At 72.3% G+C, this 22,334-nt stretch carries 21 protein-coding genes; 18 read left to right on the plus strand and 3 right to left on the minus strand.

The window, feature by feature from the left end:
• Positions 1-31: 31 nt before the first annotated feature.
• Positions 32-754: an MBL fold metallo-hydrolase gene (locus ACFYY1_RS02190; RefSeq protein ID WP_388579619.1), complete on the minus strand. Its 723-nt coding sequence runs from the start codon at positions 752-754 to the stop codon at positions 32-34.
• Between the two features lie 199 nt (positions 755-953).
• Between ACFYY1_RS02190 and hrcA the strand changes: the two genes are divergently transcribed.
• The 9 genes from hrcA (at position 954) to ACFYY1_RS02235 (ending at position 11,812) form a co-directional block, all read left to right on the plus strand.
• Positions 954-1,970, plus strand: coding sequence for a heat-inducible transcriptional repressor HrcA (gene hrcA / locus ACFYY1_RS02195; protein WP_266733116.1), 1,017 nt, complete (start codon positions 954-956; stop codon positions 1,968-1,970).
• Positions 1,971-3,107, plus strand: a complete 1,137-nt coding sequence (gene dnaJ / locus ACFYY1_RS02200) for a molecular chaperone DnaJ (RefSeq protein WP_266733118.1) — start codon at positions 1,971-1,973, stop codon at positions 3,105-3,107.
• Between the two features lie 301 nt (positions 3,108-3,408).
• Complete coding sequence (locus ACFYY1_RS02205; protein ID WP_388579623.1) at positions 3,409-4,482, plus strand: nitronate monooxygenase; 1,074 nt, start codon at positions 3,409-3,411, stop codon at positions 4,480-4,482.
• Positions 4,479-5,225 carry a 16S rRNA (uracil(1498)-N(3))-methyltransferase gene (locus ACFYY1_RS02210; RefSeq protein WP_388579626.1) on the plus strand — a complete coding sequence of 249 codons (747 nt, stop codon included), beginning with the start codon at positions 4,479-4,481 and terminating at the stop codon, positions 5,223-5,225. Before ACFYY1_RS02205 ends, ACFYY1_RS02210 begins: the two co-directional genes overlap by 4 nt.
• A gap of 211 nt (positions 5,226-5,436) precedes the next feature.
• The gene (locus ACFYY1_RS02215) at positions 5,437-5,970 is read left to right on the plus strand and encodes a hypothetical protein (protein ID WP_388579629.1); all 534 of its coding nucleotides are present in this window, start codon (positions 5,437-5,439) and stop codon (positions 5,968-5,970) included.
• 80 nt (positions 5,971-6,050) lie between these two features.
• Complete coding sequence (locus ACFYY1_RS02220; protein ID WP_388579631.1) at positions 6,051-9,278, plus strand: S41 family peptidase; 3,228 nt, start codon at positions 6,051-6,053, stop codon at positions 9,276-9,278.
• Between the two features lie 205 nt (positions 9,279-9,483).
• Entirely contained in the window at positions 9,484-9,843 is a 360-nt protein-coding gene (locus tag ACFYY1_RS02225; protein ID WP_388579634.1) for a histidine triad nucleotide-binding protein, read from the plus strand.
• Positions 9,844-9,861: 18 nt separating this feature from the next.
• Positions 9,862-10,770, plus strand: coding sequence for a ribonuclease Z (locus ACFYY1_RS02230; protein ID WP_388579637.1), 909 nt, complete (start codon positions 9,862-9,864; stop codon positions 10,768-10,770).
• Between the two features lie 49 nt (positions 10,771-10,819).
• A complete protein-coding gene (locus ACFYY1_RS02235) occupies positions 10,820-11,812 on the plus strand; it encodes an adenosine deaminase (RefSeq protein WP_388579640.1) in 993 nt (330 codons plus the stop codon).
• Here the strand turns inward: ACFYY1_RS02235 and ACFYY1_RS02240 are convergent.
• The gene (locus ACFYY1_RS02240) at positions 11,776-13,131 is read right to left on the minus strand and encodes an MFS transporter (RefSeq protein ID WP_388579643.1); all 1,356 of its coding nucleotides are present in this window, start codon (positions 13,129-13,131) and stop codon (positions 11,776-11,778) included. The two genes, ACFYY1_RS02235 and ACFYY1_RS02240, sit on opposite strands and share 37 nt — an antisense overlap.
• 214 nt (positions 13,132-13,345) lie before the next feature.
• Here ACFYY1_RS02240 and ACFYY1_RS02245 point away from each other — a divergent pair, with 214 nt between their 5' ends.
• The 9 genes from ACFYY1_RS02245 to era all read left to right on the plus strand — a co-directional run bounded on the left by ACFYY1_RS02245 (position 13,346) and on the right by era (position 22,016).
• Positions 13,346-14,614: a carbohydrate kinase family protein gene (locus ACFYY1_RS02245; RefSeq protein WP_388581440.1), complete on the plus strand. Its 1,269-nt coding sequence runs from the start codon at positions 13,346-13,348 to the stop codon at positions 14,612-14,614.
• 162 nt (positions 14,615-14,776) lie between these two features.
• Positions 14,777-15,805: a PhoH family protein gene (locus ACFYY1_RS02250; RefSeq protein ID WP_388579646.1), complete on the plus strand. Its 1,029-nt coding sequence runs from the start codon at positions 14,777-14,779 to the stop codon at positions 15,803-15,805.
• Between the two features lie 12 nt (positions 15,806-15,817).
• Positions 15,818-16,315 (plus strand): rRNA maturation RNase YbeY, encoded by a 498-nt coding sequence (gene ybeY, locus ACFYY1_RS02255; protein WP_072483570.1) that lies wholly within the window; start codon positions 15,818-15,820, stop codon positions 16,313-16,315.
• Complete coding sequence (locus tag ACFYY1_RS02260; protein ID WP_388579650.1) at positions 16,312-17,604, plus strand: hemolysin family protein; 1,293 nt, start codon at positions 16,312-16,314, stop codon at positions 17,602-17,604. Before ybeY ends, ACFYY1_RS02260 begins: the two co-directional genes overlap by 4 nt.
• Positions 17,601-17,954, plus strand: a complete 354-nt coding sequence (locus tag ACFYY1_RS02265) for an MmcQ/YjbR family DNA-binding protein (RefSeq protein WP_388579653.1) — start codon at positions 17,601-17,603, stop codon at positions 17,952-17,954. Before ACFYY1_RS02260 ends, ACFYY1_RS02265 begins: the two co-directional genes overlap by 4 nt.
• Positions 17,955-18,002: 48 nt before the next feature.
• Positions 18,003-18,356 (plus strand): cytidine deaminase, encoded by a 354-nt coding sequence (locus tag ACFYY1_RS02270; RefSeq protein WP_326765522.1) that lies wholly within the window; start codon positions 18,003-18,005, stop codon positions 18,354-18,356.
• Between the two features lie 213 nt (positions 18,357-18,569).
• Positions 18,570-19,925, plus strand: a complete 1,356-nt coding sequence (locus tag ACFYY1_RS02275; RefSeq protein ID WP_388579656.1) for a beta-xylosidase — start codon at positions 18,570-18,572, stop codon at positions 19,923-19,925.
• 109 nt (positions 19,926-20,034) lie between these two features.
• Complete coding sequence (locus ACFYY1_RS02280; protein ID WP_388579659.1) at positions 20,035-20,979, plus strand: WxL protein peptidoglycan domain-containing protein; 945 nt, start codon at positions 20,035-20,037, stop codon at positions 20,977-20,979.
• 62 nt (positions 20,980-21,041) lie between these two features.
• On the plus strand, positions 21,042-22,016 hold the full coding sequence (gene era / locus ACFYY1_RS02285) for a GTPase Era (protein WP_124717787.1): 975 nt from the start codon (positions 21,042-21,044) through the stop codon (positions 22,014-22,016).
• A 40-nt stretch (positions 22,017-22,056) separates the two neighbouring features.
• Here era and ACFYY1_RS02290 read toward each other — a convergent pair whose 3' ends face one another.
• Complete coding sequence (locus tag ACFYY1_RS02290; RefSeq protein ID WP_266733137.1) at positions 22,057-22,323, minus strand: protealysin inhibitor emfourin; 267 nt, start codon at positions 22,321-22,323, stop codon at positions 22,057-22,059.
• Positions 22,324-22,334: the final 11 nt, after the last annotated feature.

The following is a 22,334-nucleotide window of genomic DNA, read 5'->3' on the forward strand; positions in this document are numbered from 1 at the left end:
GGACGACGATAGGACGAGCCGGGCCCGGGGGTCACGACACGCCGAAGCGCATGGCCAGTTGTTCGCGCTGGTCGCGTACGAACGCCGCGTCCACCACCGCCCCGTGCCCCGGCACGTACACCGCGTCCTCGCCGCCCAGCGCCAGCAGCCGGTCCAGGGAGGCCGGCCAGCGGGCGGGGAAGGCGTCCCGGCCCGCCTGCGGTTCGCCGGACTCCTCGACCAGGTCGCCGCAGAGCACGATCGCGGGGGAGCCGGGGACGACCACCACCAGGTCGTGGCCGCTGTGCGCGGGGCCCACGTCGGCCAGCAGCACCTCACGTCCGCCGCCCAGATCGAGCGTCCACTCGCCGCACACCTCGTGCTGCGGCGCGACCAGCGCGTCGGCGGCCTCCGCCGCGTCGTGCTCCTCGACCCCGTGGCGCACGGCCGAGGTGTGCAGCTCGTCCTTCCCGTGCTTCAGCAGCCCGGTCATGCCGACCGCTCCGTACACCTGGGCGCCGGAGAACGCGGCGGTGCCCAGCACATGGTCGAAATGGGGATGGCTGAGTGCGATATGCGTCACCCTCCGGCCGAGCAGGGCCTGCGCCTGGGCCCGCACCTCGGCGCCCTCACGGAGCGTCGATCCGGTGTCGAAGAGCAGCACCGAGTCCGTTCCGGCCACCAGCGCGACCGTCGCGTCCCACCCGGGAAGGCGCCTGCGGCCCACTCCGTGGCCGAGTCGTTCCCAGCCGAACTCTTCCCAAGAGGCATCCATACCGTGACGCTATCCGCAAACCACCTGCGAGGTCGCGAGGTAGCGTGGTCGGTCGCCCTTGCTAGGTCCCCACTCGGCCGCCGTACACTGGCCGGGGGGTTGCTGGCACTCGCGTTGACAGAGTGCCAGGCGGATTCCTGGGCAGAGAAACAGGAACGACCCGAGAACCAACGAGGAAACACAGCTGGAGGTGTGCGCGATGCTCAGCGAACGCAGACTCGAAGTGCTCCGCGCCATCGTCCAGGACTATGTCGGCACGGAGGAGCCCGTCGGCTCCAAGGCGCTCACCGAGCGGCACAAGCTGGGGGTCTCCCCGGCGACCGTCCGCAACGACATGGCGGTGCTGGAGGACGAGGGCTTCATCGCCCAGCCCCACACCAGCGCGGGACGCATCCCGACGGACAAGGGCTACCGGCTCTTCGTCGACAAGCTCGCGGGGGTCAAGCCCCTCTCGACGCCGGAACGTCGCGCCATCCACAATTTCCTCGACGGCGCGGTCGACCTCGACGACGTCGTGGGCCGCACCGTACGGCTGCTCGCGCAGCTGACCCGGCAGGTCGCCATCGTGCAGTACCCCTCGCTGACCCGCTCGACGGTGCGGCACGTGGAACTGCTCTCGCTGGCCCCCGCCCGGCTGATGCTCGTGCTCATCACGGACACCGGCCGGGTCGAACAGCGCATGATCGACTGCCCCGCCCCGTTCGGCGAGACCTCTCTCGCCGATCTGCGGGCCCGGCTCAACAGCCGGGTCGTCGGACGCCGCTTCGCGGACGTCCCGCAGCTGGTGCAGGACCTGCCGGAATCCTTCGAGAGCGAGGACCGGGGAACCGTGTCCACGGTGCTCTCCACCCTGCTCGAAACCCTCGTCGAGGAGACGGAGGAGCGGCTGATGATCGGCGGCACCTCCAACCTCACCCGCTTCGGGCACGACTTCCCGGTGATGATCCGGCCGGTGCTGGAGGCACTGGAGGAGCAGGTCGTGCTACTGAAGCTGCTCGGCGAGGCCAAGGACTCGGGCATGACCGTACGTATCGGGCACGAGAACGCCCACGAGGGGCTCAACTCCACGTCCGTCGTCGCGGTCGGCTACGGTTCGGGCGACGAGGCAGTCGCCAAACTCGGCGTGGTCGGACCGACCCGCATGGACTACCCCGGAACGATGGGAGCGGTACGCGCAGTGGCACGTTACGTCGGACAGATCCTGGCGGAGTCGTAAGTGGCCACGGACTACTACGCCGTACTCGGCGTGCGCCGCGACGCATCTCAGGACGAGATCAAGAAGGCATTCCGGCGGCTCGCCCGCGAGCTGCACCCGGATGTGAACCCCGATCCGAAGACCCAGGAGCGGTTCAAGGAGATCAACGCCGCCTACGAGGTGTTGTCGGACCCGCAGAAGAAGCAGGTCTACGACCTCGGCGGCGACCCGCTGTCCGCCTCCGGCGGCGGTGGCGCGGGCGGATTCGGACAGGGTGGCTTCGGCAACTTCTCCGACATCATGGACGCGTTCTTCGGTACGTCGTCGCAGCGCGGGCCCCGTTCGCGCACCCGGCGCGGCCAGGACGCGATGATCCGTCTGGAGATCGATCTCGCCGAGGCAGCGTTCGGCACCACCAAGGACATCCAGGTCGACACGGCCGTCGTCTGTACGACCTGCAGCGGGGAGGGCGCCGCACCCGGTACCTCCGCCCAGACCTGTGACATGTGCCGCGGTCGCGGCGAGGTCTCCCAGGTCACCCGGTCCTTCCTCGGCCAGGTCATGACCTCGCGGCCCTGCCCGCAGTGCCAGGGCTTCGGCACGGTCGTGCCGACCCCGTGCCCGGAGTGCGCCGGCGACGGCCGCATCCGCTCGCGGCGCACGCTCACCGTGAAGATCCCCGCCGGTGTCGACAACGGCACCCGCATCCAGCTCGCGGGCGAGGGCGAGGTCGGCCCCGGCGGCGGCCCGGCCGGAGACCTGTACGTGGAGATCCACGAGCTCTCGCACTCGGTGTTCCAGCGCCGCGGCGACGACCTGCACTGCACGGTCACCATCCCCATGACGGCGGGCGCGCTCGGCACCAAGGTGCCGCTGGAGACGCTCGACGGCCTGGAGGAGGTCGACATCCGGCCGGGCACCCAGTCCGGCCAGTCGGTGCCGCTGCACGGCCGAGGCATCACGCATCTGCGGGGCGGCGGGCGCGGCGACCTGATCGTGCACGTCGAGGTGATGACCCCGACGAAGCTGGACCCGGAGCAGGAGCGGCTGCTGCGCGACCTGGCGAAGATGCGCGGCGAGGAGCGGCCCACCGGCCAGTTCCAGCCCGGCCAGCAGGGGCTGTTCTCCCGGCTGAAGGACGCCTTCAACGGCCGCTGACCGGCCGACGGCGGCCGACCCGGCCCCGCACACCGTTTCCGGACGCCGGACGGACCCGCCCTCGGCGGGCCTGTCCGGCGTCCGCGTGCGTGCGGGCCTGTCCCAGTCGGACAGGGGCTCGGCGTCGACGTCGAGCCGGCGTCCGCGTGCGTGCGGGCCGGTCGGCGTCCGCGGACGAGCCTGCCAGGCGTTCGCGTACGAACCCGTCCGGAGTTCGCGTACGGATCTTGTCCGGCGTTCAGCGCAAAGCGGACCCCGTCCCGCGCGCCCCGCGCCGCGCGGGACGTGACACGATGCGGTCATGTCATCCGCGTTGACCGATCTCTGCCGGTATCCGATCGTGCAGGCCCCGATGGCGGGGGGTGCATCCTGTCCGCAGCTCGTCGCCGCCGTCTGCGCGGCGGGCGGGCTCGGTTTCCTCGCCGCCGGGTACAAGACGGCGGACGGCATGTACAACGAGATCAAGCAGCTGCGCGGGCTGACCGGTCAGCCCTTCGGCGTCAATGTCTTCATGCCGCAGCCGGCGCTCGCCGACCCGAGCGCCGTCGAGGTGTACCGGCACCAGCTCGCGGGCGAGGCCGCCTGGTACGAGACCCCGCTCGGTGATCCGGACTCCGGCGGAGACGACAACTACGACGCCAAACTCGCCATCCTCCTGGAGGACCCGGTCCCGGTCGTCTCGTTCACCTTCGGCTGCCCGACCCGCGACACCCTCGACGCGTTCGCGGGCGTCGGCACGTACACCGTCGTGACGGTCACCACGCCCGAGGAGGCCCAGGCCGCCCAGTGGGCGGGCGCCGACGCGGTCTGCGTCCAGGGCGTCGAGGCGGGCGGCCACCAGTCCACCCACCGCGACGACCCGCAGACCGACGGCGCCGGAATCGGGCTGCTCTCGCTGGTGTCCCAGGTCCGCGAGACCGTGCAGATACCGATCGTCGCCACCGGCGGGCTGATGCGCGGCTCCCAGATCGCCGCGGTGCTCGCCGCGGGCGCGGAGGCGGCGCAGCTCGGCACGGCGTTCCTCATCTGCCCCGAGTCCGGGGCGAGCCCGCTGCACAAGCAGGCCCTGACCAACCCGCTGTTCGTACGGACCGCCCTGACCCGGGCGTTCTCCGGCCGCCCGGCCCGCGGCCTGGTCAACCGGTTCATGCGCGAGCACGGCCCGTACGCCCCCGCCGCCTACCCGCAGATCCACTATCTGACCGCCGGGTTGCGCACGGCGGCGGCGAAGGCCGGGGACGCGCAGGGCATGGCCCTGTGGGCGGGGCAGGGACACCGGATGGCACGCGAGCTGCCGGCCGGCCGGCTGGTCAGGCTGCTCGCCGAAGAACTGGACGCCGCACGGACGGCAGTGAGCACAAGGAGTACGCAGTGACCGCACCGGTCTTCGTCGTCGAACAGGTCCCCGGCGGGCCCGAGTTCGTCCTGGAGGGGCCCGAGGGCCGGCACGCCGTGTCGGTCAAGCGGCTGCACGCCGGGGAGGACGTCGTACTCACCGACGGGCGCGGCCGGTGGACTGAAGGCGTCGTCCTGGCCGCCGAGGGCAAGGACCGGCTCGTCCTCACCGGTCTGACCGGGATCCGGGAGGAGCCCCGGCCCGCTCCCCGCATCACCGTCGTCCAGGCCCTGCCCAAGGGCGACCGGGGCGAGGTCGCCGTGGAGACGATGACGGAGACCGGGGCCGACACGATCGTGCCCTGGCAGGCGTCGCGCTGCATCACGCAGTGGAAGGGCGACCGCGGCCTCAAGTCCCTCGCGAAATGGCGCAACACCGCCCGGGAGGCGGGCAAGCAGTCCCGCCGGGTGCGCTTCCCCGAGGTGGCCGACGCGATGACGACCAAGCAGGTCGCCGCGCTGCTGGCCGCGGCGGACTTCGCCGCCGTCCTGCACGAGGACCGGGAGCACGACAGCGAACCGCTGGCCACGGTCCCGCTCCCCGAACAGGGCGAGATCGTGCTCGTCGTGGGCCCCGAGGGCGGGGTGTCGCCGCAGGAGCTGGCGGCCTTCGCCGCGGCGGGCGCCCGGACCTGCCGGCTCGGCGCGAGCGTGCTGCGCACCTCAACGGCGGGCACGGCGGCGACCGCGCTGCTGCTGGGGCGCACCGGCCGCTGGTCGTGAGGCCGGCGCGCGCCGCGCTCTCAGGCCGACGCGTGCCGCGCTGCGAGGCAGGTGCGCGCCGCGTTGCGAGCCCGGCGCGCGCACCGTCGTGAGGCCGGAGTACGCCCCGTTGTGAGCCTGTCGCGCGCCCCGTCGCGTGCGCCGGAGCCGCTTACGGTTTTGGCCGCAAGCCGTCTACCGCTTCGCGAGCGAACGGTGGGAAGCTGCCCGTATGGGGACATCAAGGGCATGGGGTCAGGGAAGAGAACGGCGCTTTCTGGCCGCGTCCGCACTCGTGGTCGCGGCGGTCGCGGGAGCCGCCGCCTGTGACCCCCAGGGCGGGCTGAACTCCGCGTCCATCGCCGTGACCACCGACCAGGTCGGCACCGGCGCACTGGAACGCAACGGGGTCGACGTGCAGTGGCTGAACTGCACCGCCGGTGTCGACGGGGACCTGGCCGGGGGCGTGCGGCCCTCCGCGTCCGCGCGCCGGATCGCGGACGTCGACTGCACCGGCAAGACCGGGCAGGGCGAGCCCATCAGCCTCACCGGCAAGGTGACCCAGGAGCTCGGCGGGCGCTGCGTGCGCGGGGACCTGACCGCGAAGACCGGCGGGAAGGCCGTTTTTCGGGCGGATGTGCTCGGCAACTGCGACGCCGTCCCGTCGGCCGCCGTGGTGGATCCGCAGCCGGCCGGCGGCGGCCAGGGCGTCCGGCCGGTGGTCACCGTCACGGTGACGGTGACCGAGACACCCATGGGCAAGTGAACCGGCCCGCCCCGCGGCGGCCCGTCGAACTCCGGCCAACCCGCTTACGCGGAGCGTTACCGCGACCTAGGGTGACCGGTGTGACGCAGTCTGCCTACCTCCGATACCCCCATGTCCAGGGCGATTCGATCGCCTTCACCGCCGAGGACGATGTCTGGCTGGCGCCGCTGGACGGCGGCCGAGCCTGGCGCGTCTGTGCCGACAACCGGCCGGTCGCCGGCCCCCGGATATCACCCGACGGCAACTGGGTCGCCTGGACGTCCACCAGGGACGGGGCCCCCGAGGTGCACATCGCACCGGCCGACGGCGGCCCCTCCCGGCGGCTCACCCACTGGGGCGACGCCCGGACCGCCGTGCACGGCTGGACGCCCGAGGGCGAGGTGCTGGTCGTCAGCGCCCAGGGTCAGGCCTCGTTCCGGCGCACCTGGGCCAGGGCCCTGCCGGTCGACGGCGGACCCGCCCGGACCCTGCCGTACGGGCCGGTCGGCTCACTCGCGTACGGGCCCGGCGGCCGGGTCCTGCTGCTCTCGGTCACCATGGGGCGGGAGGCCGTCGCCTGGAAGCGCTACCGGGGCGGCACGGCGGGCAAGCTGTGGATCGAGCGGGAGTCCCCGGCGGACGGTCCGGCGGAGTTCGTACGGCTCCACGCCGACCTCGACGGGAACATCGAATGCCCGATGTGGGTGGGAGAGCGCGTCGCCTTCCTCTCCGACCACGAAGGCGTCGGCGCGCTCTACTCCTCGCTCCCCGACGGCTCCGATCTGCGCCGGCACACCGGCATCGAGGGCTTCTACGCCCGCCACGCGTCCACCGACGGAACCCGCGTCGTCTACGCCTCGGCCGGTGAACTCTGGCTGCTGGACGACCTGGAGGGCGACGGGCCCCGCCGGATCGACGTCCGGCTCGGCGGCCAGCGCGCCGACCTCCAGCCGCACCCCGTGCACGCCGGCAGCCATCTCGACTCCGCGTCCCCGGACCGCACCGGCCGCGGCAGCGCCGTCGGGACGCGCGGCGCCGTCCACTGGGTCACCCACAGCGGGGGCCCGGCCCGCGCGCTCTCCGTCGAACCGGGCGTACGCGCCAGACTGCCCCATGCCTTCCAGGCCGACGGCGACCAGCACGTCGTCTGGGTCACCGACGCCGAGGGCGAGGACGCCCTGGAGTGCGCACCCGCCACCGGAACCGCCCCCGGCGCCGTACCGCGCCGCCTCGCCGCGGGCCGGATCGGCCGGGTCCTCGATCTGGCCCCGGCCCCCGACGGCAGCCGGTTCGCCGTCGCCGCGCACGACGGGCGGATCCTGATCGTCGAGCGGGAGAGCGGCGAGGTCCACGAGGTGGACCGCAGCGAGCACGGCGAAGCCTCCGGCCTCGTCTTCTCGCCCGACTCCTCCTGGCTCGCCTGGTCCCACCCCGGGCCCGATCCGCTCAGCCAGCTCAAGCTCGCCCACCTCGCCGATCTCTCGGTCACCGAGGCCACCCCGCTGCGCTTCAGGGACTTCGCCCCCGCGTTCACCGGCGACGGCAAGCACCTGGCCTTCCTCTCCGAGCGCTCCTTCGACCCGGTCTACGACACCCATGTCTTCGACCTGGCGTTCATCGGCGCCTGCCGCCCGCACCTGCTGACGCTCGCCGCCACCACGCCCTCCCCGTTCGGGCCGCAGCGCCACGGCCGCCCGACCGAGAAGAGCAGCGGCGAGGGCGACCAGGACAACCCGACCGCGCTCCCCGTCACCCGGATCGACCTCGAAGGACTCGCCGACCGGATCGTGCCGCTGCCCGTCGAGGCCGCCAGCTACTCCACGCTGCGCGCCGCGAAGGACGGGCTGCTGTGGCTGAACCATCCGGTGACCGGGGTGCTCGACACCAGCGGACCCACCCCCGACGCCCGGCGGCCCGAGACGGTCCTGGAGCGGTACGACCTGGAGAAGCTGCGCTGCGAGGAACTGGCCTCCGGAGTCAGGGACTTCGCGGTCAGCGGGGACGGCAAGCGGGTGGCCATGCAGACCCGGGGCAAGCTGCGCGTCGTACCGTCCGACAGCCGGGTCGCCGCCGATGACGACGACGGCGGCAGCGACGGCGGCGTCACCGTCGACCTCTCCCGGATCCGCCGCACCCTCGAACCGGCCGCCGAATGGCGCCAGATGTACGACGAGGCCGGGCGCATCATGCGGGACAACTACTGGCGCCCCGACATGGGCGGCCTCGACTGGGACGGGGTCCTGGACCGCTACCGCCCGGTGCTGGAGCGGGTCGCCACCCACGACGACCTGATGGACCTGCTCTGGGAGGTGCAGGGGGAGCTCGGCACCTCGCACGCCTATGTGCGGCCGTCCGGCGGCTGGGGCGACGAATCGACCCGGCAGGGGCTGCTCGGTGCCGACATCTCCCGTACGGATGAAGGCAGTTGGCGGATCGACCGGGTCCTGCCGTCCGAGACCTCCGACCCGGAGGCCCGTTCCCCGCTCGCCGCGCCCGGCGTGGCGGTACGCGCCGGGGACACGATCATCGCCGTCGACGGCCGCCCGGTCGACCCGGTGACCGGGCCCGGACCGCTGCTCACCGGCTCGGCGGACAAGCCGGTCGAGCTGACCGTCTCGCCGGTGGACGGCGGCAACGCCCGCCATGTCGTCGTCGTACCGATCGCCGACGAGGAGGCGCTGCGCTACCACGACTGGGTCGCCGGCCGGCGGGCCTATGTGCACGAGCGCTCCGGCGGCCGCCTCGGCTACCTCCACGTCCCCGACATGGCCGGCTCGGGCTGGGCGCAGCTCCACCGGGACCTGCGGGTCGAGGTGGCCCGCGAGGGGCTGGTCGTGGACGTACGGGAGAACCGCGGCGGCCACACCTCGCAGCTGATCGTGGAGAAGCTCGCCCGCCGCATCGTCGGCTGGGACCTGCCGCGCGGCAAGCAGCCGTCCAGCTACCCGCTGGACGCGCCGCGCGGTCCCGTGGTCGCCGTGGCCAACGAGTTCTCCGGCTCCGACGGCGACATCGTGAACGCCGCGATCAAGGCGCTGCGCATCGGACCGGTCGTCGGCACCCGGACCTGGGGCGGCGTGGTCGGCATCGACAGCAAGTACCGCCTGGTGGACGGGACTCTGGTCACTCAGCCCAAGTTCGCGTTCTGGTTCGAGGGGTACGGCTGGGGCGTGGAGAACTACGGGGTCGATCCCGACGTCGAGGTCGTGGTGACACCGCAGGACCATGCGGCGGGGCGGGATCCGCAGTTGGACGAGGCGATCCGGATCGCGCTGGAGTCGCTGGCCGGGACGCCGGCGAAGCGGGCGCCGGAGCTGCCGGAGGCGTAGGGGGTGCGGGGCGGGGGTGCGGGCGGGGGTACGTCTGCGGCGGGTTCGTCGCCCCTGCCCGCCCCTTCCCGTGACCGGGGGCGCCGCCCCCGGAACCCGCTCCTCGATCGCCGAAGGGGCTGGTTTCCGGGCTCCGGAGGGGCTGGACCGCCGGCCCGATACCATGCCGTACAACGATCACCACCACCCAGCGAGGAGTCACCCCATGGCGGGAGAACCGCAGCCCGACTGCCTGTTCTGCAAGATCGTCTCGGGTGAGATCCCGGCCACCATCGTCCGCGAGACCGAGACCACCGTCGCCTTCCGGGACATCAACCCGCAGGCCCCCACCCACGTGCTCGTCATCCCCCGCGTCCACCACCCCGACGCCGCCGCGCTCGCCGCCGCCGAGCCGGACATCGCTGCCGACATACTGCGCGAGGCCGGGCAGGTGGCCGCCGACGAGAAGATCGTGGACACCGGTTACCGGGTCGTCTTCAACACCGGCTCCGGCGCCGGCCAGACCGTCTTCCACGCGCACGCCCACGTCCTGGGCGGCCGCGGACTGCAGTGGCCCCCCGGCTAGAGAGGCCGGTCGCACACCGTGTCCGTACGCGAACTCGTGGTCCTCGGCACCGCCAGCCAGGTCCCGACCAGACACCGCAACCACAACGGCTATCTGCTGCGCTGGGACGGCGAGGGCATCCTCTTCGACCCCGGTGAGGGCACCCAGCGCCAGATGCTGCGGGCCGGTGTCGCCGCGCACGACATCGACCGGATCTGTGTCACGCACTTCCACGGCGACCACTCGCTGGGCCTGGCCGGGGTGATCCAGCGGATCAACCTCGACCAGGTCCCGCACCCGGTCACCGCGCACTACCCGGCGAGCGGGCAGCACTTCTTCGAGCGGCTGCGGTACGCCACCGCCTACCGCGAGTCCGTCGAGCTGACCGAGGCCCCGGTCACCGCCGACGGGGTGCTCGCCACCACCGACACGTACACGCTCAGCACCCACCTGCTCTCGCACCCCGTCGAGTCGTACGGCTACCGGCTCGTCGAGCCCGACGGGCGGCGCATGCTGCCCGCGAAACTGGCCGAGCACGGCATCAAGGGGCCGGACGTCGGCCGGATGCAGCGCGAGGGCGCCATCGGCGGCGTCACGCTCGACGACGTCTCCGAGCGCAGGCGCGGCCAGCGGTTCGCGTTCATCATGGACACGAGGCTCTGCGACGGCGTGCAGGTGCTCGCAGAGGGCTGCGACCTGCTGGTCATCGAGTCGACCTTCCTCGACGAGGACGAACGGCTCGCCACCGACCACGGGCATCTGACCGCCGGCCAGGCGGCCCGGGTGGCCCGGGACGCGGGCGTGCGGCACCTCGTGCTGACACACTTCTCGCAGCGGTACGACGACCCGGCCGCCTTCGAGAACCAGGCCCGCGCCGCGGGGTTCGAGGGCGAACTGACCGTCGCCCGGGACCTCGACCGCGTCCCCGTGCCCAGCCGGCACCTCTGAAGCACCGCCGGAACACATCAGCACCACCGTCTGTGAGCGTGAAAGACCCGTGCCCCTCCCCAAAGCCGAACTCCACCTCCACATCGAAGGCACCCTCGAACCCGAGCTGGCCTTCGCGCTCGCCGCGCGCAACGATGTGGAGCTGCCGTACGCGGACACCGAAGAGCTGCGCACCGCCTACCTCTTCGACGACCTGCAGAGCTTCCTCGACCTGTACTACGCGCTGATGGCGGTGCTCCGGACCGAGCAGGACTTCGAGGAGCTCGCCGACGCGTACCTCGCCCGCGCCGCCGCCCAGGGCGTCCGGCACGCGGAGATCTTCTTCGACCCGCAGGCGCACACCGCCCGGGGCGTCCCGATCGGCACCGTCGTCGAGGGGCTCGGCCGGGCGCTGGACCGCAGCGAGGAGCGGCACGGCATCTCCACCCGGCTGATCATGTGCTTCCTGCGCGACGAGTCCGCCGAGTCGGCGATGGAGACCCTGGAGGCGGCGAAGCCGTATCTGCACCGGATCAGCGCGGTCGGCCTGGACTCGGCGGAGGTCGGCCACCCGCCGGTCAAGTTCCGCGAGGTGTACGAGGCGGCCGCGGCGCTCGGGCTGCGCAGGGTCGCCCACGCCGGCGAGGAGGGCCCGCCCGAGTACATCCGGGAGGCGCTGGACGTCCTCGGGGTCGAGCGCATCGATCACGGGCTGCGCTGCATGGAGGACCCGGAGCTGGTGGAGCGGCTGGTCGCGGACCGGGTGCCGCTCACCCTCTGCCCGCTGTCCAACGTACGGCTGCGCGCCATCGACACCCTGGAGGAGCACCCGCTGCGGGCCATGATGGACGCCGGGCTGCTCTGCACGGTGAACTCCGACGACCCCGCCTACTTCGGCGGATACGTGGGGGACACCTTCCACGCCGTCCGCGAGGCGCTCGGCCTGGACCAGGAGCGGCTGCGCACCCTGGCCCGCAACTCCTTCGAGGCGGCCTTCCTCGACCACGACGAGGAGCGCAGGGCGCGCTATCTGTCCGAGGTCGAGGCGTACGCGTTCGACTGACCGGCCCCGCCCGCCGGGCCTGCCGTCCGGAACGCGGCCCGGACCGGGCGCCTGCGGCGCACCGGCAGGCTGATCTCCGTGACGGCCTGCTCGGGCGCGCCCAGTTTGGGCACGGCGCCCGGCACCGCTCCGGTGGTGACGGCGAGCAGCGCGGCCGGGGCACCGCCCCTGCGGCGCACCGATCCCGGCACCAGCGGACGGCCACCGGTGTGCAGGGCGACGGCCGTGACCGGGGCCGCGACCAGGAGCGTGACGGCGCCCAGGATCAGGCCCATGACCGGGTACCCGGCCTGCTCGGACAGCACACTGCCCAGGACCGGCCCGCAGGCCACCCCGACGGACGAGGCGGAGCCCGCGAGGACCGCCCAGCGGCCGCGTACGTCCAGGGAGGCGGCCAGGCCGATCAGGTACGACAGGACCACGGGGTAGACCGTGTTCCAGAGGATCTCGCCGGTCGCGAACTGGCCCAGGTTCCCGGCCGAGGAGCTGAGCACGATGCTCGCCGCGATGATCACGGTGCCCATGCCGATCGGCACCGCCCGGCCGAGCCGGGCGCCCAGCATCCCGGCGCCCATCACCCCGAGCAGACCCGCACCGAGCGCGGCGGCGAACACCGCGCCGATGGTGACCTCGGAGAGCCCGACCTGGGACACCCCGATCCGGCTGCTGACGCCCCACAGCGCGTTCTGCGCCATCGACCAGACGAGCATGCCGCCCGCGAGCACCAGACCGGAACGGCGGTGCGGCAGCCGGCCGGCCACCGGGGCGGCCGGTCCCGTGGGCGTGACGCCGCCGAGCCGCGTGGTGGCGGGCCAGACGAGCAGGGCGACCAGGGCGATCGAGGCGAACGGCAGCCGGTGGCCGCCGCCGAGGTGCGGGATCGTCAGATAGAGGGCGCCCGCCGTCGCGGAGACGCTCAGCAGCCCGAGCGACGAGGTCCGGTGCGGATCGCGCTGGGCGGCGATGCCCGCGGCGGCCACCGCGGTCGCCGTACCGGAGCCGAAGCCGCCGATCATCGCACCCATGACCACCAGCGGCACCGACCCGGCCAGGGCGGCGCAGCCGTATCCCACCACGGCCAGCACCAGCCCGATCCGGGCCGGCCGCCGCGGCCCGTACGTCTCGACCCGGCCCGCCAGCGTGAACCCGGCGGTCGCCGAACTCAGCAGCAGGGCACTGCCGACCAGGCCGGCCTGCGCCGTACTGAGACCGAGATAGACGGAGAGCCGCCCGACGATGGTGGGGAGCAGATAGGCGGCGAGGTAACCGGCGGTGAACACGGCGACCAGGGGCCACGCGGCGCGAGGGCGCGAGGACATGGGCGTTCCTGAAGACATGCCTGGGACGGCAGAGAAGGCAGGGGAGGGCAATGCGGGAAATACGGGGAATTCGGGCCACTCTTCGGTAACCGTCACCGACGGGGCTCGCGGGCCAATTTGTATCAACTGCGCCCAGTCGACCGAAAGCCACCCCAGTGTGATCTGGGTCACATATGCGTTTGCCTTCCGGAGGTCCGGGTAGCAGCGCATGTTTATGCAGGTCGGGGCCCCTGTGCGAGGTGTCGGAACGGGGCCTTCGCGACCGGAGGGCGCGTGCCCTCCGGATGCGGCGGTGAAATCGGGCACACTGGCCGGATCTGCCACGACCGGGGAGTGCAAGGTGAGTACAGACATCCCAGGGGACATCCCAGCGGACGTTCCAGCGGGCATCCCAGGTATCGACCCACTGGACGGGCTGCGCGCCCCGCAGGACCCGGCCTGCGACGTCTTCCTCACCGGCACGGTCTTCCTCGACATCATCTTCACCGGCCTCGACAGCGCCCCGGTGCGCGGCACCGAGTCCTGGGCACGCGGCATGGGCTCCAGCCCCGGCGGGGTCGCCAACATGGCGACCGCCCTGGCGAGACTCGGGCTGCACACCTCACTGGCCGCCGCGTTCGGCGACGACCACTACGGGGAGTACTGCTGGGATGCCCTGGAGCAGGGCGAGGGCATCGACCTGTCCATGTCGCACACCGTCCCCGGCTGGCACTCGCCGGTGACCGTCTCGATGGCGTACGAGGGCGAGCGGACGATGGTCTCGCACGGCCACGAGGCCCCCGGCCCCGCGGTCCCCGCCGGAGAACCGGCGTTCCCGTGCTGCCCGCCGCGCGCGCGGGCCGCCGTCGCCTCGCTCGCCCCCGGCCGCAGCGAGCCCTGGGTCGCCACCGCGGCCCGCAACGGCGCCCGGATCTTCGCCGACGTCGGCTGGGACGACACCGGCCGCTGGGACCTGGACGCCCTCACCGACCTGGAGCACTGCCAGGCCTTCCTGCCCAACGCGGAGGAGGCGATGCGCTACACCCGCACCGACTGCCCGCGCGCCGCCGCCCACGCCCTGGCCGAGCGTGTGCCGCTCGCCGTCGTCACCCTGGGCGCGGAGGGCGCCTACGCGGTGGACTCGGCGACCGGGGCGAGCGCCGAGGTGCCCGCGATCGAGGTCGAGGCGCTCGACCCGACCGGCGCGGGCGACGTCTTCGTCGCCGGTTTCGTCACCGGAACCCTGGCGGACTGGCCGCTGGCCGACCGGCTGGCCTTCGCCGGACTGACCGCGGCGCTCTCGGTCCAGGAGTTCGGCGGATCGCTGTCGGCGCCGGGCTGGGCGGAGATCGCCGCCTGGTGGCAGCAGATCCGTACCGTCGCCGACCAGGACCCGGCCGCGCTCCAGCGGTACGCCTTCCTGGACGAGCTGCTGCCCGCCGCCAGCCGGCCCTGGCCGCTGCGCCGGGCGGTCCCGACGATCGGCTTCCGCCACCCCGCCTGACCGACGGGCCCGCCCGCTCGCCCACCCGCTCGCCCGTTCGCGAGCCTGTGCGAAAAAGCCCTCGGTGTTGTCGGTGCGGAGTCGTAGGCTTGGTAATCCGAGAGGTTGTCGATCGGCGAGGACCTTGCAACGGGAGGTATGTGCAGGCCACAGAGCCGGCCCATGACTCAGACACCCACAGCCCAGACCCCTGCGCCGAGGCAGGCGCGAGCCCACTTCACCGTCCCTGCCAGCCATCCGATGGTGACCGTTCTGGGCTCAGGCGACGCCTTGCTGCGCGTGATCGAGACGGCCTTCCCGGCGGCCGACATCCACGTCCGGGGAAACGAGGTCAGCGCCGCCGGAGACGCGACGGAAGTCGCGCTGATCCAGCGCCTGTTCGACGAGATGATGCTGGTGCTCCGCACCGGTCAGCCGATGACGGAGGACGCAGTGGAACGCTCGATCGCCATGCTCAGGGCGACTGAGAACGGCGAGGGGGACGGCGAGGAGACCCCGGCCGAGGTGCTCACCCAGAACATCCTCTCCAGCCGCGGTCGCACGATCCGCCCCAAGACGCTCAACCAGAAGCGGTACGTCGACGCGATCGACAAGCACACGATCGTCTTCGGCATCGGCCCCGCCGGTACCGGCAAGACCTATCTCGCCATGGCGAAGGCCGTCCAGGCCCTGCAGTCCAAGCAGGTCAACCGGATCATCCTGACCCGTCCCGCCGTCGAGGCGGGCGAGCGGCTCGGCTTCCTGCCCGGCACGCTCTACGAGAAGATCGACCCGTACCTGCGCCCGCTCTACGACGCGCTGCACGACATGCTCGACCCCGACTCGATCCCGCGGCTGATGGCGGCGGGCACGATCGAGGTGGCGCCCCTGGCGTACATGCGCGGCCGCACGCTCAACGACGCGTTCATCATTCTCGACGAGGCGCAGAACACCAGCGCCGAGCAGATGAAGATGTTCCTGACCCGGCTCGGATTCGACTCGAAGATCGTCATCACCGGTGACGTCACCCAGGTCGACCTGCCGAACGGCACCAAGAGCGGTCTGCGCCAGGTCCAGGAGATCCTGGAGGGCGTCGAGGACGTGCACTTCTCCCGGCTCACCTCCCAGGATGTCGTCCGGCACAAGCTCGTCGGCCGTATCGTCGACGCGTACGAGAAGTACGACAACCGAGACAGCCACAAACGGAAGTAGTCGCAGCGCACCATGTCGATCGACGTCAACAACGAGTCCGGAACCGAGGTCGACGAGCAGGCGATCCTCGACATCGCCCGCTACGCGCTCGCGCGGATGCGGATCCACCCGCTCTCCGAGCTCTCGGTGATCGTGGTGGACACCGACGCCATGGAACAGCTCCACATCCAGTGGATGGACCTTCCGGGCCCGACCGATGTCATGTCCTTCCCGATGGACGAGCTGCGTCCGCCGGCCAAGGACGACGAGGAGCCCCCGCAGGGGCTCCTCGGTGACATCGTGCTCTGCCCGGAGGTCGCCAAGAAGCAGGGCGAGGACGCGGAGACCCGGCACTCCATGGACGAGGAGCTCCAGCTCCTCACCGTCCACGGAGTGCTGCACCTCCTCGGGTACGACCACGAGGAGCCGGACGAGAAGGCCGAGATGTTCGGGCTCCAGGCCGCGATCGTCGACGGCTGGCGCGCCGAGCACGGTCTGACCGGGCCGTCGCCCGCCCCCACCGTCTCGTGAGCGTTCCTCTCGTTCTCGGGGCCGTTCTGCTGGTCGTCGTCGGCTGGCTGGCGGCCTGCGCGGAGGCGGGCATCGCCCGGGTCTCCAGCTTCCGGGCCGCCGAGGCGGTCCGCTCCGGGCGGCGCGGCAGCGGGAAGCTGGAACAGGTCGCGGCGGACCCGACCCGCTATCTCAACGTCGCCCTGCTGGTGCGGGTCGCCTGCGAGATGTCGGCCGCGGTGCTCGTCACGTACGCCTGCCTGAAGGAGTTCCCGGAGACCTGGCAGGCGCTGGCCGTCGCCATGGGCGTGATGGTCCTCGTCTCCTATGTCGCCATCGGGGTGTCGCCGCGCACCATCGGCCGCCAGCACCCGCTGAACACGGCCACGGCCGCGGCGTACGTGCTGCTGCCGCTGGCCAGGGTCATGGGCCCGGTCCCGCAGCTGCTGATCCTCATCGGCAACGCGCTGACCCCGGGCAAGGGGTTCCGCAAGGGCCCGTTCGCCAGCGAGGCGGAACTGCGCGCGATGGTCGACCTCGCCGAGGCGGAGTCGCTGATCGAGGACGAGGAGCGCCGCATGGTGCACTCCGTCTTCGAGCTCGGTGACACGCTCGTGCGCGAGGTCATGGTGCCGCGGACGGACCTGGTCTGTATCGAGCGCTACAAGACGATCCGGCAGGCGCTGACGCTGGCGCTGCGCTCCGGTTTCTCGCGGATCCCGGTCACCGGGGAGAACGAGGACGACATCGTCGGCATCGTGTATCTCAAGGACCTGGTCCGCAAGACCCACATCAACCGCGAGTCGGAGGCCGATGTGGTCTCCACCGCGATGCGGCCGGCGTCCTTCGTGCCCGACACCAAGAACGCCGGCGACCTGCTGCGCGAGATGCAGCAGGAACGCAACCACGTCGCCGTCGTGATCGACGAGTACGGCGGCACGGCCGGCATCGTCACCATCGAGGACATCCTCGAAGAGATCGTCGGCGAGATCACCGACGAGTACGACCGCGAGCTCCCGCCCGTCGAGGAGCTGGGGGACGACTGCTTCCGGGTGACCGCGCGCCTCGACATCGGCGACCTCGGGGAGCTGTTCGGCCTCGACGAGTACGACGACGAGGACGTGGAGACCGTCGGTGGTCTGCTGGCCAAGGCGCTGGGGCGGGTCCCGATCGCCGGGGCCTCGGCCGTCGTCGACCTGCCCGACGGCCGCCGGCTGCGGCTGACCGCGGAGTCCCCGGCCGGCCGCCGCAACAAGATCGTCACGGTGCTGGTGGAGCCCGTGGCGGCCCAGGGGGAGGACGAGGGATGACACCGGAGCAGCTGCGGGCGTTCTGCCTGGAGTTCAACGCGAGCGCCGAGGAGTTCCCGTTCGGGCCGGAGGCCTCCGTCTTCAAGGTGCTCGGCAAGATGTTCGCGCTCAGCGCGCTGGACGCCCGGCCGCTGACGGTGAACCTGAAGTGCGACCCGGACGAGGCGGTGCGGCTGCGGGAGAAGTACGACGCGGTGGTGCCGGGCTGGCACATGAACAAGCGGCACTGGAACACGGTGACGGTGTCCGGGGTGCCGGACCGGGTGCTCCGCGAGCTGATCGAGGACTCCTACGACCTGGTGGTGGCGGGGCTGCCGAAGGCGGACCGGCTGCGGCTCGACCGGCCGTAGGGGCCGTCCCGTGCGCGTGCCCCTGAGCCCGGTTCGTATGCTCGGCACATGACTGAGAGCACCGACCTCGGCCCCGAGGACCGCAAGATCGTCACGCTGGCGCGCAGCGCCCGCGCCCGCAACGGTGTGCCGGAGGGCGCGGCCGTACGGGACGAGACCGGACGCACGTATGTCGCGGGCACCGTACGGCTGGAGTCGCTGAAGCTCAGCGCGCTGCAGACCGCCGTGGCCATGGCCGTGGCCAGCGGGGCCACTTCCCTGGAGGCCGCCGCGGTCGTCTCCGAGGCCGAGACTCCCTCCGACGAGGACCGCGCCGCGGTACGGGACCTGGGCGGCCCGGACACCCCCGTCCTGCTCGCCGGGCCCGACGGCACCCTGCGGGTCAGCGTGACGGCGGGCTGAGCCCTCCACCCGGCCCCGCGGCAGGATCCGCACCCGGCGTCCGCCCGCCGGGTGCGGATCTTGACAGCATCTGATGGGTCATCAGCCGACGTGTTCCGCTCCCATTGACTTCTTCGGGGCCGAATCCGTCAATGGGCCCCCGTCGGCGCGGAGAGCCGCTGCGCCGCATCCGCAGGAGGGGGCTCCATGCGTCCGACCGTCCGAAGAATCAGCATGCGAAGATCCGGCGTCCGAAGACGGCCCGGACACCGCCACCGCTGGGCCGCCGCGCTCGGCGTCGGCGCGCTCGTCGTGGCCGGGGGAGGGGGGCTCGCGGCCCCCGCACAGGCCATGGTCACCGCCTCGGTGCCGGTGGACTTCCCCACCCACTGCATCCCGCCGGCCATCGCGGGCATCCCGCCGATCGACGGTCCGACGAAGGCCTCGATCACCGTCGACAACGCCGCCCCGAAGGTGGGCGACACGGTCACGGTCACGTACACCGTCGTCTCGGCCGCCGCGAGCAACCCGGTCGATCTGGCACTGCCCGCCGACATCATGACGCCGACCGGCAAGGTCACTCTCGGCGGTGCGCAGAGCGCGAGCGTCACCGTCGCGGGCCCGAAGAAGAACGACCCGGTACCCGGCAAGGGCACCTTCCCGTCGTTCTCGATGACCGGCACCTTCACGGTCACGGCGCCCGGCTCGATCACCCTGTCGCCCGGTGACTACAACATCCACACCAGCTACATCATGGAGCTGGACACACCCTGCACCGTGATCGACCCGCCCGCTCCCGTCTCCGAGACGATCATCGCGACGGACGACGGCGGCCAGGTCAACGAGCGGGCCATCCAGCTCGGGGCCGCGTCCGGCAAGGCGGGCGACGAGGTCACCGTCACCGGGTCGAAGTTCACCCCGGGCGCGGACATCACCCTCGCCGGCCGGACCGGTGACACCCAGACCGCCGACACGGCCACCGTGAAGGCGGACGACTCCGGCGGCTTCAGCGGCCGGCTTGCCGTCAACGACCCGGCGACCACCGGCATCGTCGCCTACGAGGGCGGCGCCTGGGACCCGGCCAAGGGCGCCGGACCGCAGGCCTACACCGTCACCGGTGGCGGCGGTGAGACCCCGGACGGCAGCCAGCGGCTCAACACCTCCATCAAGGCGGGCACGCTCTCCATGCTCCAGGCCGGGGACAGCGTCGAGATGTCGGCGGTCGACTTCGGCCGGGGCGGCGCCTCCCGCGGCTCCTTGCAGACGGTGACGGTCGAGGACTTCCGCGGTGGCCCCGCGGGCTGGTCCCTGACCGGAAAGGTCACCGACTTCCAGGGCCCCGGCGGCGCGACGATCGGCGCGTCCGCGCTCTCCTGGACCCCGGTCTGCGCGACGAAGCCCGGCAGCCCGAGCACCTGCGCGGCGGGTTCCGAGGGGTCGGTCGGCAGCGCGGGCGCCACGCTGGCGTCCACGCCGAACGGGGCCGTCACCGGCGGCGAGTTCACCGTCGACGCCCGGCTCGCGCTGAACGTACCGGCGTACACCGCCCCCGGCGCGTACTCCGGCGTGCTCACCCTCACCCTCACGTGAGCGAGCTCACCCGCACCCTCATGTGACCGAGCGCTCCTGAGCAACCGGCGTTCCGGGCGCGCACCCGCCCGGACCGTCCGTCCCGACCACCACCCGGGGGTTTCGCACCGTGCGCAACATCTACGTACTGCTCCTGGCCGGCGTCCTCCTGCTGACCGGCGCGCCCGCCGCCGGCGCCGCGGACAACGGCAGCTGGTCGGTCTACCCGGCCACCGGACGGGCCGGTCAGCGCCCGTACTTCTACCTCTCGGCCGACCCCGGCGCCACGCTCCACGACAAGGTCACCGTCACCAACAAGACGGACCGGCCGCAGACCTTCCGGCTGTACGCCGCCGACGCCTACAACACCGCACGCGACGGCGGCTTCGCCGTCCGGACCCGCGACGAGAAGCAGCGCTCGATCGGCGCCTGGGCGAGGACCGGCCGCGACCGGGTCACCGTGAAGCCGCACGGCTCGGTCACCGTCCCGGTCACCATCGCCGTCCCCGGCAACGCCGAACCGGGCGACCACCCCGGCGCGCTCGTCGCGCTCGACGAGCGCATCGACCCCGCCGACGCCGGTGCCGTCGCCGTCGGCATCCAGAAGGCGGTCGGCGCCCGGATCTATCTGCGGGTGAACGGTCCGACCATGCCCGCGCTCTCCGTGGACGACATCCGGGTCGAGCACACCCAGCCGCTGGTCCCCGGCACCGGGAAGAGCCGGGCCGTCATCTCGTACACGCTCCGCAACCGGGGCAACGTCACCCTCAGCCCCAAGGTCGCCCTCAAGGCCGAGGGACTCTTCGGCCGCACCCTGCTCGCCCGCGACCTGAAGAAGATCCCCTCCGAGCTGCTGCCCCGCCAGGAGGTCCGGCTGACCGAGCAGTGGGCCGGCGCGCCGCAGCTGGAATGGGGCGAGATCCGGCTGACCGCGAGCGCCCGCGAGACCCGCGAGTCCGCCACCGCCTCGTACTTCGCCCTGCCCTGGCTGGTGGCCGGGATCCTGCTGGTGATCGTCGGCGGCGGTACGGGGCTGTGGATACGGGCCCGCCGCGGCCGTACCCGCACCGCCTGAGACGACATCCGACAGGCCCCGCCGCGGCCCTTGGTGCGGCGGGGCCGCCGGGATCGGGGACAATGGGCGCCATGAGCGTTCGACCTGACACAGATGCCGCCGCGCAGCAGGCCGCGGGCAAGGCCCCCCACCGGGCCGGTTTCGCCTGCTTCGTGGGCCGCCCCAACGCGGGCAAGTCCACCCTCACGAACGCTCTGGTCGGCCAGAAGGTGGCGATCACCTCCAACCGGCCGCAGACCACCCGGCACACCGTGCGCGGCATCGTGCACCGCGACGACGCGCAGCTGATCCTGGTCGACACTCCCGGGCTCCACAAGCCGCGCACGCTGCTGGGCGAGCGGCTCAACGACGTCGTGCGCACCACCTGGGCCGAGGTCGACGTCATCGGCTTCTGCCTGCCCGCCGACCAGAAGCTCGGCCCCGGCGACAAGTACATCGTCAAGGAACTCGCGGGCATCAAGAAGACCCCGAAGATCGCCATCATCACCAAGACCGACCTGGTCGACTCCAAGCAGCTCGCCGAACAGCTGCTGGCCGTCTCCCGCCTCGGCGAGGAGCTCGGCTTCGAGTGGGCGGAGATCATTCCGGTCTCCGCGGTCAAGGACACGCAGGTCGGTCTGCTGGGCGACCTGATCGCCCCGCTGCTCCCCGAGAGCCCGCCGCTCTACCCGGAGGGCGACCTCACCGACGAGCCCGAGATGGTCATGGTCGCGGAGCTGATCCGCGAGGCCGCGCTCGAAGGCGTACGGGACGAGCTGCCGCACTCCATCGCGGTCGTCGTCGAGGAGATGCTGCCGCGCGAGGGCCGCCCGGCGGACAAGCCGCTGCTCGACATCCACGCCAACGTCTACATCGAGCGCCCGAGCCAGAAGGGCATCATCATCGGCCCGAAGGGCAAGCGGCTGAAGGACGTCGGCACCAAGTCCCGCAAGCACATCGAGGCGCTGCTCGGCACTCCGGTCTTCCTGGACCTCCATGTGAAGGTCGCGAAGGACTGGCAGCGCGATCCCAAGCAGCTGCGCAAGCTGGGGTTCTGAGCCGGGTCGCGGGCTCAGGGCGTGCCCCGCGGAGCCGGTCTCACGCGCCTTCCTTCAGAACGCGTGAGACCAGAGCCCGCTGGGCGTCGGTCAGTCTCGGGTCCGCGCAGTGGACCGTACGGTCGCCGACCGTGATCCGGTACCGGAAGCCGTCCGGCACCCCCTTGGGCGGGGTGTCGTGGCCCGCGGCCAGCGCCGACTCGGCCAGCGCCTCCCACTCCGGGGCGTCGTCCCGCCCGGCGGTGTCGACCTCGCTGTGGCGTGCGATGCCGGCGAAGCCGCCGGTCCTGCTGACCTGAATCCGCATGCGATGCCCTC

It is taken from the genome of Streptomyces sp. NPDC001890 (genome assembly GCF_042891445.1).
Lineage (GTDB): Bacteria > Actinomycetota > Actinomycetes > Streptomycetales > Streptomycetaceae > Streptomyces.